11 protein-coding genes are annotated in these 14015 nt (G+C 67.0%); 6 read left to right on the forward strand and 5 right to left on the reverse strand.

The window, feature by feature from the left end; all coding sequences use genetic code 11:
• The first annotated feature begins 156 nt into the window (after positions 1-156).
• Positions 157-1521 (forward strand): NAD(P)/FAD-dependent oxidoreductase, encoded by a 1365-nt coding sequence (locus tag HZI36_RS00760; RefSeq protein WP_179400703.1) that lies wholly within the window; start codon positions 157-159, stop codon positions 1519-1521.
• A gap of 23 nt (positions 1522-1544) precedes the next feature.
• On the opposite strand, the gene HZI36_RS00765 is transcribed toward HZI36_RS00760, so the two are convergent.
• Both HZI36_RS00765 and HZI36_RS00770 read right to left on the reverse strand, forming a co-directional pair.
• Positions 1545-2252 carry a response regulator gene (locus HZI36_RS00765; protein WP_179400704.1) on the reverse strand — a complete coding sequence of 236 codons (708 nt, stop codon included), beginning with the start codon at positions 2250-2252 and terminating at the stop codon, positions 1545-1547.
• 406 nt (positions 2253-2658) lie between these two features.
• The gene (locus HZI36_RS00770) at positions 2659-5070 is read right to left on the reverse strand and encodes an ATP-binding protein (protein WP_281376128.1); all 2412 of its coding nucleotides are present in this window, start codon (positions 5068-5070) and stop codon (positions 2659-2661) included.
• Positions 5071-5323: 253 nt separating this feature from the next.
• On the opposite strand from HZI36_RS00770, the gene HZI36_RS00775 reads away from it, so the two are divergent.
• Positions 5324-6199, forward strand: a complete 876-nt coding sequence (locus HZI36_RS00775; protein ID WP_179400706.1) for a dienelactone hydrolase family protein — start codon at positions 5324-5326, stop codon at positions 6197-6199.
• Positions 6200-6269: 70 nt separating this feature from the next.
• Here HZI36_RS00775 and HZI36_RS00780 read toward each other — a convergent pair whose 3' ends face one another.
• A complete protein-coding gene (locus tag HZI36_RS00780) occupies positions 6270-7139 on the reverse strand; it encodes a sulfurtransferase (protein ID WP_179400707.1) in 870 nt (289 codons plus the stop codon).
• A 123-nt stretch (positions 7140-7262) separates the two neighbouring features.
• A complete protein-coding gene (locus HZI36_RS00785) occupies positions 7263-8369 on the reverse strand; it encodes an aromatic ring-hydroxylating oxygenase subunit alpha (RefSeq protein ID WP_179400708.1) in 1107 nt (368 codons plus the stop codon).
• A gap of 272 nt (positions 8370-8641) precedes the next feature.
• Here HZI36_RS00785 and HZI36_RS00790 point away from each other — a divergent pair, with 272 nt between their 5' ends.
• The 4 genes from HZI36_RS00790 to folE2 all read left to right on the forward strand — a co-directional run bounded on the left by HZI36_RS00790 (position 8642) and on the right by folE2 (position 12781).
• Positions 8642-8935 carry an exodeoxyribonuclease VII small subunit gene (locus HZI36_RS00790; protein WP_179400709.1) on the forward strand — a complete coding sequence of 98 codons (294 nt, stop codon included), beginning with the start codon at positions 8642-8644 and terminating at the stop codon, positions 8933-8935.
• Positions 8932-9816, forward strand: a complete 885-nt coding sequence (locus HZI36_RS00795) for a polyprenyl synthetase family protein (protein WP_179400710.1) — start codon at positions 8932-8934, stop codon at positions 9814-9816. Before HZI36_RS00790 ends, HZI36_RS00795 begins: the two co-directional genes overlap by 4 nt.
• A gap of 81 nt (positions 9817-9897) precedes the next feature.
• Entirely contained in the window at positions 9898-11802 is a 1905-nt protein-coding gene (dxs, locus tag HZI36_RS00800; RefSeq protein WP_179400711.1) for a 1-deoxy-D-xylulose-5-phosphate synthase, read from the forward strand.
• Between the two features lie 169 nt (positions 11803-11971).
• Positions 11972-12781, forward strand: coding sequence for a GTP cyclohydrolase FolE2 (gene folE2 / locus HZI36_RS00805; RefSeq protein ID WP_179400712.1), 810 nt, complete (start codon positions 11972-11974; stop codon positions 12779-12781).
• Positions 12782-12864: 83 nt separating this feature from the next.
• On the opposite strand, the gene tsaD is transcribed toward folE2, so the two are convergent.
• Complete coding sequence (gene tsaD, locus HZI36_RS00810) at positions 12865-13905, reverse strand: tRNA (adenosine(37)-N6)-threonylcarbamoyltransferase complex transferase subunit TsaD (protein WP_179400713.1); 1041 nt, start codon at positions 13903-13905, stop codon at positions 12865-12867.
• Between the last annotated feature and the right edge of the window lie 110 nt (positions 13906-14015).

Raw genomic sequence — 14015 nt, forward strand, 5'->3', positions numbered from 1 at the left:
GCACTGCTCGTATCCCTATACCCGCATTCAGTGACTCGCCACCCATTGTTGCGGGGATGTCACTGATCGACACGGTTTGCTTGTCGTCAAGGTACAAGCTCCCGGACAATGCATCGCACGCGGCCGCTGCCGGTTTTGAATCGCAAGGGGAAATCGATGCATCGAATCATCATCGTGGGCGGGGGCGCGGGCGGTCTCGAACTGGCGACGCGGCTCGGCAATCGTTACGGCGAGCGCACGCGCCCGGCGCGCGCGGTCGTCACGCTCGTCGACCGCAATCCGACGCATATCTGGAAGCCGCTGCTGCATGAAGTCGCGGCGGGCAGCATGGATCCGTTTACGCAGGAGCTCGAATACGCGGCGCAAGCGCGCTGGCACGGCTTCGAGTTCCAGCAGGGCGAACTGGCCGGGCTCGATCGCGCCGCGAAGCGGATCACGCTCGCGCCCGTCAACGACAGCGACGGCGAAGAATTGCTGCCGCAGCGCACGCTCGACTACGACACGCTCGTGATCGCGATCGGCAGCACGACGCACTTCTTCGGCGTGGACGGCGCGCAGCAGAATGCGATCGCGCTCGACACCGTCGCCGAGGCCGAGCGGTTCCGCAAGCGCCTGATCGCCGCATGCATGCGTGCCGAGCATCAGAGTCCGGTGCCCGTCGTCGAAGCGGCGGGCGACGCGCCGGCATCCGCCGAGTCCCCGGCGGTCACCGAGCCGCGCATCCAGGTGGCGATCGTCGGCGGCGGCGCGACCGGCGTCGAGCTGTCGGCGGAGTTGCGCAACACCGCGCAGGTGCTGTCCGCGTACGGGCTGCACAAGCTCGATCCGCGGCACGACGTCGGCATCGTGCTGATCGAATCGGGGCCGCGGATCCTGCCGGCGCTGCAGGAACGCGTGTCGTCGTCGACCGCGGAGCTGCTCGGCAAGCTCGGCGTGAAGCTGATGCTGTCGGAGCGCGTGATCGAGGTCGCGCCCGGGGTCGTGCGCACCGCGAGCGGCAAGGCGGTGCGGGCCGATCTGACCGTCTGGGCCGCGGGCATCAAGGCGCCGGCGGTGCTGTCGCATCTGGATGGCCTCGCGGTCAACAAGCTCGGTCAGCTCGAGGTGCGGCGCACGCTGCAGACCTTCACCGACGACAACATCTTCGCGCTCGGCGATTGCGCGGCATGCACGTGGCCCGGCAACGAGCGCAACGTGCCGCCGCGCGCGCAGGCGGCGCACCAGCAGGCGAGCTTCCTGCTGAAGGCGTTCGCGAGCCGGCTCGACGGCCGGCCGCTGCCGGAGTTCACGTATCGCGATTTCGGCTCGCTGGTGTCGCTCGGCCACTTCAGCGCGGTCGGCAACCTGATGGGCGGCGTGATCGGCGGCAACATGCTCGTGGAAGGCCTGTTCGCGCGCTTCATGTACATGTCGCTGTACCGTCTGCACGTCGCGGCGCTGCACGGCTATCCGCGGATGATCCTCGATACCGTCGCCCACTGGCTGCGCCGGACGACGCTGCCGCGCGTGAAGCTGCACTGACGCTGCACTGACGCAAAGCGCACTCAGCGTTTGGCGAGCAGTTTGCGCGACGCGAACAACTCGACGTCGTTGCGAATCCCGAGCTTGCGGAATGCGGACTGCTTTTGTGCGCTGATCGTCTTGCGGCTGCGCGAGAATTTCATCGCGATGTCGGATACGGTCATCCCGGCGAGATAGCAGCGCATCACTTCGTGCTCGCGCGGGCTCAGACGCCGGTCCGGGAACAGGTCCGAGGGCGTCGCGTCGTCGTCGACTTCGTCGACGGACTTCGCGTCCAGCACGTGCGGATCGATCGTCCGGCTCACCACCATCTTGTTCGCGAGCGACGCGCTGATGTACGGCCGGCCCGTCGCGACGACGTGAATCGCATGCTGAAGCTCGAGCAGGTTCTCGCTCTTGCCGAAGAAGCCGAGCGCGCCCGCGCGCATCGTCATGTTGACGGTGGACGGCATGTCGTTGCTCGACGTCATCAGGATCTTGCAGTCCGGGAAGCGGGTATTGACGAGCTTGACGAGATTGAGGCCGTCGATGTCGTCGGGGCCGAGCGTGTAGTCGAGCAGTACGACGTCCGCCTGATTGTCTTCGAGCCAGTGAATCAGCTCCCTCGATTTCGTAAAGCTCGCGGCGACTTCGATTCCGGTCTTCTCGGTGAGATAGGTGGCGATTCCGTGCTGGACGACAGCATGGTCATCCAGCACCACGACGCGGATCGGTTTTTGCTCTGGCCTCATGGCATACCTCTGAATGCTTGCGATACGGCTGGCAGGCGGAGACAAGCTCCGGCATTTTTCGCACTGGTATCGACAATCGCGTAGCTTACTGGTTGTCGGGATATTTTTTAACCCGATTGGCTAAAATAAAAAGTCGGCCGGATGGCGGCGTGAAGGTCTCCGATGGCAGCGGCCGATGCCTCGTGAGCGACCGCCGAATGCCCGGGTGGGTGCGTCGGGCGAATGCTTGAATCGAGTGCTCGGATCGAACGGGCTCCCGATTGTATGGGGCAACCGCCGCCTGCAAGGATCGCGCGCGTGCAACGTCGGCCGAATGCATGGGAGAGGAGATATCGGGGTTCGCGCTTCGCCACGCAACGCGTGCCGGCGCCGGCCGGCTGGCGTGAATCGGGATGGCGCGCGTCGGTTACGCGGGCATCTCCATGCGCGGATTGCCGGTCTTGCGCAGGCGCGTTTCGACGTGGTCGATCAACTGCGCGATCTCGGCGAACCCCGCGATGTGCGACGCCCCCTTGATCCGGTGGGTCGCGTGCAGCGCGCCCGGAATGTCGCGCTTGAGTAGCGCGGTGGCGAGCGCGTCGAAATCCTCCGCGACGCTGCTCACGTATATCGTCCGGAGATCGCCCCCATGGCCCGGCCCGGTGTGCTCGGGCGGTTCGTCGAGCGCGATGCCCGAGTACGCGGGGCACCACATCGAGATCATCTGTCGCAGCGCATGCAGACGCAGCGGCTTGCCGAGCACGCCGTCCATGCCGCTCTCGAAGCAGCGCATCTTGTGTGCGTCGTCGGTGGACGCCGAGATCGCAATGATCGGCACGCGTTCGGCCTGGCGCGCGGTCTCGCCCTGCCGGACCCGTTGCGCGACCGCATAGCCGTCGATGTCGGGCAGGTTGCAGTCGAGCAGCACCATGTCGAAGCGCGTGCGCGCGAGCTGCTGCAGCGCGTCCCGGCCGGTGCTGGCCATCACCGCCTGGCAGCGGAGCTCGTCGCATTGCTGGCGGATCGCGAACTGGACGGTTTCGTGATCGTCGACGACGAGCACGAGCGGAACATCGCGGCGTGCGTCCGGCCGGTGTGCGACCGGCGACGCGACGGACATGTCGGCGATGTCGGCGGCGATGTCGGCGGCGCGGCCGGGCGCGTCGAGTGCGGCGGGTACGGTGGGTACGGTGGGTACGGTGGGTACGGTGGCCGCGGCCGGCGCTCGAGCGACTGTCGCGGCGACCGGCAGGCGGACCGTCATCGTCGTTTCGACGTTCGGTGTGCTGTCGGCCGTGATCGTGCCGCGCATCAGCCCGACGAGCTCACGGCAGATCGCGAGCCCGAGCCCGCTGCCGGTCGCGGCGCGATGCGGCGCATGCTCGGCCTGCCAGTACGCGTCGAAGATATGCTCGCGCCGCTCGGGCGAAATGCCGATGCCGGTGTCTCGCACCTGAATCATCAGCGTGCCGCTTTGACCGTGCCGGCCAGGCAGATAGTCGATGCGCAGCGTGACCGACCCGGCCGACGTGAACTTGATCGCGTTGACGAGCAGATTGACGACGATCTGGCGCACGCGCACCGGATCGATCACGACACACAGCGACGGCGGGCATGCGACGTCGAGCGCAAGCTGCTTTTCGTCGGCGCGCCAGCGCACCATGTCGAGGCTCTGCCGCGCCCACGATTCGAGCTCGACGGGCTGTGGCGCCAGCACGATCTTGCGGGATTCGAGACGAGAATAATCGGCGATGTCGTCGAGCAGCGTGAGCAGCGTTTCCGATGCGGAGATCGCGGCGTTCGCGCGGCTCGCCTGCCTGCCGGTCAGCCGCGAGCGCTGCAGCAGCTCGAGCGACGACAGCACCGTATGCATCGGCGTGCGGATTTCGTGGCTGACGAACGCAAGGAACAGCGCCTTGTCGCGCTCGCTGCGGATCGCGGCGGCGCGCGATTTCCACGACAGATACGCGAGCAGCGCGAAGGCGGCGAGCGCGATGCCGACCGCGAGCACCTGCGGCGCGCGGTAGTGGAGGATCGAGCGGAGCGTCGGCTTGCCGTAGTCGGCGAGTTCGACCCAGGTGCGGGTCATCGCGGCCGTTTCGTCGACCGGAATCGCCGCAAGCGATTTGTCGATGATCGATGCGAGGATCGGCGAATCGGCGCGCGTGAGCATCGCGAGCGACAGCGGCCGGTCGGCGAGCGTGCCGGACACGTGGAGCTGCCCCTGGAAACGGCGGCGAAGGATCGGCAGCAGCGTCGCGTCGACGCCGAGCGCGACGTCGGCGGCACCTTCGGCGACGGCGGCGAGCGCGCGTTCCTCGGTATCGAACGCCAGCACGTCGAGCTTCACGCCGCCATGGCGCAGGAAGTATTCGATCGAGCCGCGCCCCTTGATCGCGACGCGCTTGCCGTCGAGCCCTTGCAGGCCGAAGATCATCCGCGCGTTCTCGCGCGTCACCGCCGCGAGCTGGCCGACGAAATACGGCGTGCTGACGAGCGCGCGATCGCCGAGCCGTTCGTGTGCGACTTCGCGCCAGATGCCCGGCAGCAGATCGACCTTGCCCGACTCGAGCGCCGGATACGCGTGCCCCCATTGCGTGCCGGACACGAACCGGAACGTGATGCCGGTCATTCTGGAGATCGCGCCGAGGTAGCCGGCGACGAGGCCCGCGTGTTCGCCGTTGCGGAGGTATTCGATCGGATGCCAGTCGGCTTCCGCCGCGACGCGGACGACCGGGTGCGCGTTGATCCATCGCTGCTCTTCGTCGGTGAAGAGCGGCTTGCCGCAGACGACGGCGCCCGTAGCGGGAAGCGATCCGGCGAGCAGGGTCGAGAGCAATACGCAGCAAAGCAGGCACCTCAGGGCGCCATGCGCGATAAACCGTGCTTCCATGATCGATGCGGTCAGAGCGACGCAGACGTGTTCGGAGACGCGAATCGAAATTGACCCGTCGGATGCCGACACTCTAACCGCCGAACGTTGTAATTCCAGTTTTGTATGACAAATTTCAGACGGAGCGTATCAGACTATTCTCAATTTGAGCGGTTGCGCGATGCGTGCCCGCGAACTTCAACCTCGGAGGATGCCGTCCATGCTGAAACCCGAAGTCGACAGTCTGGTTCCCCATGTACCGTTTTCGCGCCGCAAGTTCGTGCAGGCGGCGCTCGGCGGCACGTTCGCGGCGGCGGTGCTGCCCGTGTCCGCGCAGACGATCACCACCGACAGCGCCGGACTCGATGCGGGCACGGTCGAGATCCGCTCGGGCGACGCGAGCGTGCCCGCCTATCGCGCGCAGCCGCAGGGCAAGTCCGATCTGCCGGTCGTCGTCGTGATTCACGAGATATTCGCGGTGCACGCCCACATCGCGGACGTCTGCCGCCGCTTCGCGAAGCTCGGCTATCTGGCGGTCGCGCCCGACCTGTTCTCGCGGCAAGGCGACGTGTCGAAGATGCCGACGATCCAGGGCATCGTCGAATCCATCGTCAGCAAGGTGCCCGACCGCGAGGTCACCGAGGATCTCGACGCGACCGTCGCGTGGGCGATTGCCAACGGCGGCGACGCGAAGCGGGTCGGCGTGGTCGGCTTCTGCTGGGGCGGGCGTCAGGCGTGGCTGTATGCGGAGCACAATTCGAACGTGCGCGCGGCCGTCTCGTGGTACGGGATGGTCGAGGGCAAGCACGACGAAATGACGCCGTTCAATCCGGTCGATCGGGTGTCGTCGCTGCAGGTGCCGGTGCTCGGCTTCTATGGCGCGAAGGACACGGTCAATCCGCAGGCCACGCTGGCCGACTTGCGTGCGGGCCTCGCGGCGAGCGATACGCGGGCCGCGCACGAATCGCGGATCGTCATCTACGACGACGCGGGGCACGGCTTTTTCGCCGACTATCGTCCGAGCTATGTGAAGGCCGATGCGGAGGACAGCTGGAAGCGCGCGATCGCGTGGCTGCGCAAGTATGGCGTGATGTGAAAGGCGTGATGTGAAAGAAGTGAAGCGGAGCGCGCTCCGGCGAGCGGGTGCCCGCCGGCGCGCCGTCGCATTACGGCGTGGGGCCGGTCGCGACCGGTCGCGCCGGATCGCTGCTCCATTCGCTCCACGAACCCGGATACAGCGCGGCGCCGTGCAGGCCCGCGATCTCCAGCGCGAGCGCGTTGTGGCATGCGGTCACGCCCGAGCCGCATTGCAGGATCACGCGGTTCGGCTCGGTGCCGGCGAGCAGCGCGGAAAACGTCTCGCGCAGCTCGTGTCCGGTCTTGAAGCGGCCGTCCGCGGTCAGGTTGTCCTTGAAGAAGCGGTTGCGTGCGCCGGGGATGTGGCCGCCGACGCGATCGAGCGTTTCATTTTCTCCGCGATAGCGATCGGGCGAGCGCGCGTCGATCACGAGCCGCGCGTGCGTCGCGAGATTGGCGAGCACCGCCTGCGCGTCGGCGGTCACCTCGAGCGGCGGCTGCGCGCGGAAATCGCCGGCGGTGACGCGCGGCACGTCGGTCGCGAGCGGCTGACCGGCGGCCTCCCATGCTTGCAGGCCGCCGTCGAGGACCGCGACTGAATCGTGCCCGAGCCAGCGCAGCAGCCACCAGAGCCGCGCCGCATACATGCCGCCATGCGCGTCGTACGCGACGACCTGCTGACCTTGCTTCAGGCCGCGATTGACGAGCGTCGCGACGAGCGCGTCGCGCGACGGCAGCGGATGGCGGCCGTTCGTGCCGGTTTTGCGGCCCGACAGGTCGCGATCGAGGTGGAGATACTGCGCGCCGGGGAGATGGCCGGCCGCATACGCGGCTTCGCCCGCGCCGGTGTCCGCGAGATCGAAGCGGCAGTCGAATAGCACGACGCTGGCCGGCGCGGCCGCGACGCGTTCGGCGAGATTGGCCGCCGAGATGAGCGTGGTGTAGTGGGTGTGTGACATGACGGCTCCTGATTGAGCGAACGGCCTGACGAGCTAAGGGGCCTGATGTACTAAGTCTAAACAAAAAAAGACGAGCCGCAGCTCGTCTTTCGTCATGCTTTCATCATGCCGCCGGCCGATCCGTCAGATCGCGCCGAGCTCGCGCCGCAGGAACTCGTGGAAGTGCTGCATGCCGTCTTCCATCGGGCTCTGGTACGGACCGACCTGCGACTCGCCGCGCTCGAGCAGCGCCCGGCGCCCGGCATCCATCCGCATCGCGATCTCGTCGTCCTCGACCGCGGTTTCCATATAGGCCGCGCGCTCCGCCTCGACGAACTCGCGCTCGAACAGCGCGATTTCCTCGGGATAGTAGAACTCGACGATGTTCGTGGTCTTCTGCGGGCCGCGCGGGATCAGCCACGACACGACGAGCACGTGCGGATACCATTCGATCATCACGCCCGGGTAGTAGACCATCCAGATCGCGCCGAACTCGGGCGGCACGCCGTCGCGGAACTTCAGCACCTGCTCGTGCCATTTCTGGTATGTCGGGCTGCCCGGCTTCGCGAGCGCGCTGTGCACGCCGACCGTCTGCACGCTGTACCAGTCGCCGAATTCCCACTCGAGATCGTCGCAGGACACGAAGCTGCCGAGGCCCGGGTGGAACGGGACGACGTGGTAATCCTCGAGATACACCTCGATGAACGTCTTCCAGTTGTAGTCGCACTCGTGGATCTGCACGTGATCGAACACGTACTCCGAGAAGTCGAAGTGATGCCGGGTGCCGAGCCGTGCGAGATCGCGTGCGACGTCGCGGCCGCCGGCCTCGAACAGCAGCCCCTGCCAGTTCTGCAGCGGCGCCTTGTTCAGGTTCAGGCAGGGCTTGTCGGGGAAGTGCGGCGCACCGAGCAGCTGGCCCTCGAGATCGTAGGTCCAGCGGTGCAGCGGGCACACGATGTTCTGCGTGTGGCCACGCCCGTTCAGCATGATCGCCTGCCGGTGGCGGCAGACGTTCGACAGCAGTTCGACCTGGTTCGCCGGGTTGCGCACCAGCACGCGGCCCTCGTTCTCGGAAGGCAGCGCAAAATAGTCCCCCGCCTCGGGCACCATCAATTCGTGCCCGACGTAGCGAGGTCCTTGCTTGAAAAGTGTTTCGATTTCGCGCGCAAGCAGCGCCTCATCGAAGTAAGCCGTGACTGGAAGCTGGCTGTGTGCCGACTTCAACTGCAGCGCGTCGCTCAGATTGGACATTCCCACTCCCGGTGAAAGCGTGAAAGCAGTGAACAACCCAACCATCGAAAATTCGATTTTGGGGAGCCGAAGATTATACCGGGATCGATATCCGAGGGGGACGCTTAAGTATCTGATTTGTGTAAAATTTTTGTGACAACGCAAATTTTCGCGCGCCGGTGCGCATCGTGATGGGGTCGGAGTGCGCGCGCGGAAGGAAGCATGTCAGGAGGTCGGGGAATTCGCTTTTGCCGTAGAATGTCCGACTTGTTTTGAAATTTGACACATCGTCCATGGCGAAATCCGCATCCCCAGGTGCCACGCCGCCCGGCAACGGCTCCGAACCCTTGCCGGAGAATTACGAGACGGCGCTGGCGGAGCTCGAAACGCTGGTCGCGCGGATGGAAGGCGGCAGCCTGAGTCTCGAGGATTCGCTGACGGCCTATCGGCGCGGTGCCGCGCTTGTTGCGTTTTGCCAACAGCAGCTCGAAAAAGTGGAGCAGCAGGTCCGCGTGCTCGACGGGGCGACCCTGAAGCCGCTTTCGGCCGGCGCGGCCGCCACGGACGGCGAAGACGACGATCTATGACATTCGAACAATGGGTGCGGTCGGTGCTCGACCGTGTCGAGGACGCGCTCGGCCGCTATCTGCCGGCGGACACTGTGGTGCCCGCGCAACTCCATGAGGCGATGCGCTATGCGGTCATGGGCGGCGGCAAGCGCGTGCGTCCGCTGCTGTGCCATGCGGCGGGCGAACTGACCGGCGCGACCGAGGCGGCGCGCAACGCGGCGGCGGCGGCGCTGGAGATGATCCACGTGTATTCGCTCGTCCACGACGACATGCCGTGCATGGACGACGACGCGCTGCGCCGCGGCAAGCCGACCGTCCACGTGAAATACGATGAGCCGACGGCACTGCTCGTCGGCGACGCGCTGCAGTCGCAGGCGTTCGTCGCGCTGACCGATGCCGACGCGCTCGCGCCGGCCCAGCAGGCCGCGCTCGTGCGCGAACTCGCGCTCGCGAGCGGCTCGATCGGGATGGCCGGCGGGCAGGCGATCGATCTCGCGAGCGTCGGCGTGAAGCTGTCGCGCGAGCAGCTCGAGACGATGCACAGAATGAAGACCGGCGCGCTGTTGCGCGCGTCGGTCCGGATGGGCGCGCTTGCGGGCGATGCGCCGTCGGCTGACGCGATGGCGTCGCTCGACGCGTATGCGGCCGCGATCGGGCTCGCGTTCCAGGTCGTCGACGATATTCTCGACGTGACGACCGATTCCGCGACGCTCGGCAAGACGGCCGGCAAGGACGCGGCGAACGACAAGCCGACCTACGTATCGATTCTCGGCCTCGACGCGTCGCGCGAGCTCGCCGCGCGCTTGCGCGCGGACGCGCACGCCGCGCTGAAGCCGTTCGGCGCGCGCGCGCAGCGTCTCGCCGAACTGGCCGACCTGGTGGTGAACCGGGCGAGCTGACGCGCAGTCCCGCCGCCGCGCGCCCGCCGCGGTGCGCGCCGAGGAGGGCGGGCGCGTGTGTTTTCCTAAAGTGGAACGACGATGTACGACTTGCTCAAAACCATCGACGATCCGGCGGATCTGCGCCGCCTCGATCGTCGCCAACTGCACCCGCTCGCCGACGAGCTGCGTGCGTTCGTGCTCGACAGCGTGTCGAAGACGGGCGGCCATTTGTCGTCGAACCTCGGCACGGTCGAACTGACGATCGCGCTGCACTACGTGTTCGATACGCCGAACGACCGCATCGTGTGGGACGTCGGTCATCAGACCTATCCTCACAAGATCCTGACCGGCCGCCGCGACCAGATGCCGACGCTGCGTCAGCTCGACGGCATCTCGGGCTTTCCGCGCCGCAGCGAGTCGGAATACGACACGTTCGGCACCGCGCACTCGAGCACGTCGATCTCGGCCGCGTACGGGATGGCGGCGGGCAGCAAGCTGAACGGCGACAACCGCTTCTCGATCGCGGTGATCGGCGACGGCGCGATGACGGCCGGCATGGCGTTCGAGGCGATGAACAGCGCGGGCATCGACGAGAACGCGAAGCTGCTCGTGATCCTGAACGACAACGACATGTCGATCTCGCCGCCGGTCGGCGCGCTGAACCGCCATCTCGCGCGCCTGATGTCGGGCCGCTTCTACGCGGCCGCGCGCGCGGGCGTCGAGCGCGTGCTGAGCGTCGCGCCGCCGGTGCTCGAGCTCGCGCGCAAGCTCGAGGAGCATGCGAAGGGCATGGTCGTGCCCGCGACGCTGTTCGAGGAGTTCGGCTTCAACTACATCGGCCCGATCGACGGTCACGATCTCGATTCGCTGATCCCGACGCTGCAGAACATTAAGGAGCTGAAAGGCCCGCAGTTCCTGCACGTCGTCACGAAGAAGGGGCAGGGCTACAAGCTCGCCGAGGCCGACCCGGTGCTCTATCACGGCCCGGGCAAGTTCAATCCGGCCGAAGGGATCAAGCCGTCGCCGACGCCCGCGAAGAAGACGTACACGCAGGTGTTCGGCGAATGGCTGTGCGACGAGGCCGAGCGCGACAAGCGCGTCGTCGGCGTCACGCCCGCGATGCGCGAAGGCTCGGGGCTCGTCGAGTTCGAGAAGCGCTTCCCGGATCGCTACTACGACGTCGGTATCGCCGAGCAGCACGCGGTCACGTTCGCGGGCGGCCTGGCGACCGAGGGGCTGAAGCCCGTCGTCGCGATCTACTCGACGTTCCTGCAGCGCGGGTACGACCAGCTGATTCACGACGTCGCGCTGCAGAACCTGCCGGTCGTGTTCGCGATCGACCGCGCGGGCCTCGTCGGCGCGGACGGCGCGACGCACGCGGGCGCGTACGACCTCGCGTTCATGCGCTGCATCCCGAACATGACGATCATGGCCGCGTCCGACGAGAACGAATGCCGCCAGATGCTGCACACCGCGCTGCAGCAGCCGAATCCGACCGCGGTGCGCTATCCGCGCGGCGCCGGCACGGGCGTCGCGACCGTGAAGGAACTCACCGGGATCCCGCTCGGCAAGGGCGAGGTGCGCCGCCGAACGTCGCAGCCGGAGGGCAAGCGGATCGCGATCCTCGCGTTCGGCACGATGGTCGCGCCGTCGCTCGCGGCGGCCGAAGAGCTCGATGCGACCGTCGCGAACATGCGCTTCGTGAAGCCGCTCGACGCGGAGCTCGTGCGCGAGCTCGCGCGCACGCACGACGCGATCGTCACGATCGAGGAAGGCTGCGTGATGGGCGGCGCGGGTTCCGCGTGCGTCGAAGCCCTGATGGAGCGTGGGGTTATCCGGCCCGTACTACAATTGGGCCTTCCGGACCGCTTCATCGATCATGGCGATCCCGCGAAGCTGCTGTCGCTGTGCGGCCTCGACGCCGCGGGCATCGCGAAGTCGATCCGCGAACGCTTTCTGAGCCAGGCGGCCGACGTGGCCGGCCACGCGAAGCGCGTGGCCTGAGATCCGCGGCGGCGCGACCGGCCGGCCTTCGCGGGCCGGCCAGTCGGGCGTGATCCGGTTTTTCATTGATTCGGAAAACATGGGCCTGCGGGCCCATGTTGCATTTCCGGCTGCCGCTCGTCGCGGCGCGCGCGAAGCAGCATCGCGCGGCTAACAAGGATTGAAAAAAATGAACCAGATGAATCCCGCTTTCGTGATGCCCGACGTGCAGAGCACGGTGGATACCCGTCAGATCCCGATCCAGCGCGTCGGCGTGAAGGCGGTCCGGCATCCGTTGACGGTGCGTACCGCAAGCGGCGACGAGCAGCCGAGCGTCGGCGTCTGGAATCTCGACGTGCATCTGCCGGCCGAGCAGAAGGGCACGCACATGTCGCGTTTCGTCGCGCTGCTCGAAGAACATCGCGCGCCGCTGACGCTCGAGCGGTTCCGCGCGATGCTCGCGTCGATGCTCGACAAGCTCGAGGCGACGGCCGGCCGCATCGAGGTGACGTTCCCGTATTTCGTCAGCAAGACCGCGCCGGTATCGGGCGTTCAAAGTCTGCTGGACTACGAAGTGACGCTCGCGGGCGATGTCCGCGACGGCGCGACGCGCGTGTTCATGAAGGTGCTCGTGCCGGTCACGAGCCTGTGCCCGTGCTCGAAGAAGATCTCGCAGTACGGCGCGCACAATCAGCGCTCGCACGTGACGATCGACGCGGAGCTCGCGGCCGATCTGCCGGTCGAGACGCTGATCCGCATCGCCGAGGAAGAGGCGTCGTGCGAGCTGTGGGGGCTGCTGAAGCGTCCGGACGAGAAGTTCGTGACCGAGCGCGCGTACGAGAATCCGAAGTTCGTCGAGGATCTGGTGCGCGACGTCGCGCAGCGTCTCGATCGGGACGAGCGCATCGTCGCGTATGTGCTCGAGGCCGAGAATTTCGAGTCGATCCACAATCACAGCGCATATGCGCTGATCGAGCGCGACAAGCGTCTGGCCGCTTAAGGGCTCAAAGCGGGCTCAAAGCGGACTCAACGCCGGCGCAGTGCAGGCCCGGCGCGGACGCACTGCTGGCCCACTGCGCGGACTCAGCGCGCGAGCGACGCGAGATCCCAGCGCGGCTTCACGGTGAATGCATAGTCGCAATTCGCCTGGTCGGGCCAGCGCGCGAGACGCAGCGCCCCGGCCAGCGCGATCATCGCGCCGTTGTCGGTGCAGAGCGCGAGATCGGGGTAGTGCACGTCGAAGCCACGCTTCGTTGCCGCGGCCGACAGCGCCGCGCGCAACTGGCGGTTCGCGCCGACGCCGCCCGCGACGACGAGCCGCTTGAGCTTCGTCTTCTTCAGCGCCGCGAGCGACTTCGCGGCGAGCACGTCGACGGCCGCGTCGACGAACCCGCGCGCGAGATCGGCCTTCGCCCGTTCGAGCGCGTCGCCGGTCAGCCCCGCCGCTTCGAATTTCTTCATCTGCGTGAGCACGGCCGTCTTCAGGCCGCTGAAGCTGAAATCGAGATCGCCGGAATGCAGCATCGGGCGCGGCAGCACGACGGCGCCGGGCGTGCCCGTCTCCGCGAGCTTCGACACCTCCGGGCCGCCGGGATAGCCGAGGCCGATCAGCTTCGCGGTCTTGTCGAACGCTTCGCCGGCGGCATCGTCGAGCGTCTCGCCGAGCGTTTCGTATTCGCCGACGTCGGTCACACGCATGAGCTGCGTATGCCCGCCCGACACGAGCAGCGCGACGAACGGGAACGGCGGCGGCTCGGCGACGAGCAGCGGCGACAGCAGATGCCCTTCGAGATGGTGGATGCCGACGGTCGGCTTGTTCCACGCCATCGCGAGCGCGTTCGCGATGCTCGCGCCGACGAGCAGCGCGCCCGCGAGGCCGGGGCCTTGCGTGAACGCGATCGCGTCGATGTCCTCGCGCCGCGCGCCGCCTTTTTCCATCACGTCCTCGAGCAGCGGCAGCGCGCGGCGAATGTGGTCGCGCGACGCGAGCTCGGGCACGACGCCGCCGTATTCGCGGTGCATCGCGATCTGCGAATGGAGCGCGTGCGCGAGCAGCCCGCGCTGCGTGTCGTAGAGCGCGAGGCCGGTTTCGTCACAGGAACTTTCGATGCCGAGAACGAGCATGATGGGGAATGGGCGCGCGCCGTGCGCGCGGCGCCGAATGTCGACGTAACGGGAAAGTATACCAGCGGGGCTCGCGCGCAGTGGACGGGCAGCGGGTTGCACGTCCGGTG

The sequence above is a fragment of the Burkholderia guangdongensis genome, assembly GCF_013403875.1.
Classification (GTDB): Bacteria; Pseudomonadota; Gammaproteobacteria; order Burkholderiales; family Burkholderiaceae; genus Burkholderia; species Burkholderia guangdongensis.

Excerpts from the sequence above, each read along its gene's own strand:
- HZI36_RS00760 (WP_179400703.1), top strand. The coding sequence starts at position 157 with ATGCATCGAATCATCATCGTGGGCGGGGGCGCGGGCGGTCTCGAACTG.
- HZI36_RS00765 (WP_179400704.1), bottom strand. The coding sequence starts at position 2,252 with ATGAGGCCAGAGCAAAAACCGATCCGCGTCGTGGTGCTGGATGACCAT.
- HZI36_RS00775 (WP_179400706.1), top strand. The coding sequence starts at position 5,324 with ATGCTGAAACCCGAAGTCGACAGTCTGGTTCCCCATGTACCGTTTTCG.
- HZI36_RS00780 (WP_179400707.1), bottom strand. The coding sequence starts at position 7,139 with ATGTCACACACCCACTACACCACGCTCATCTCGGCGGCCAATCTCGCC.
- HZI36_RS00785 (WP_179400708.1), bottom strand. The coding sequence starts at position 8,369 with ATGTCCAATCTGAGCGACGCGCTGCAGTTGAAGTCGGCACACAGCCAG.
- HZI36_RS00790 (WP_179400709.1), top strand. The coding sequence starts at position 8,642 with ATGGCGAAATCCGCATCCCCAGGTGCCACGCCGCCCGGCAACGGCTCC.
- HZI36_RS00795 (WP_179400710.1), top strand. The coding sequence starts at position 8,932 with ATGACATTCGAACAATGGGTGCGGTCGGTGCTCGACCGTGTCGAGGAC.
- dxs (WP_179400711.1), top strand. The coding sequence starts at position 9,898 with ATGTACGACTTGCTCAAAACCATCGACGATCCGGCGGATCTGCGCCGC.
- folE2 (WP_179400712.1), top strand. The coding sequence starts at position 11,972 with ATGAACCAGATGAATCCCGCTTTCGTGATGCCCGACGTGCAGAGCACG.
- tsaD (WP_179400713.1), bottom strand. The coding sequence starts at position 13,905 with ATGCTCGTTCTCGGCATCGAAAGTTCCTGTGACGAAACCGGCCTCGCG.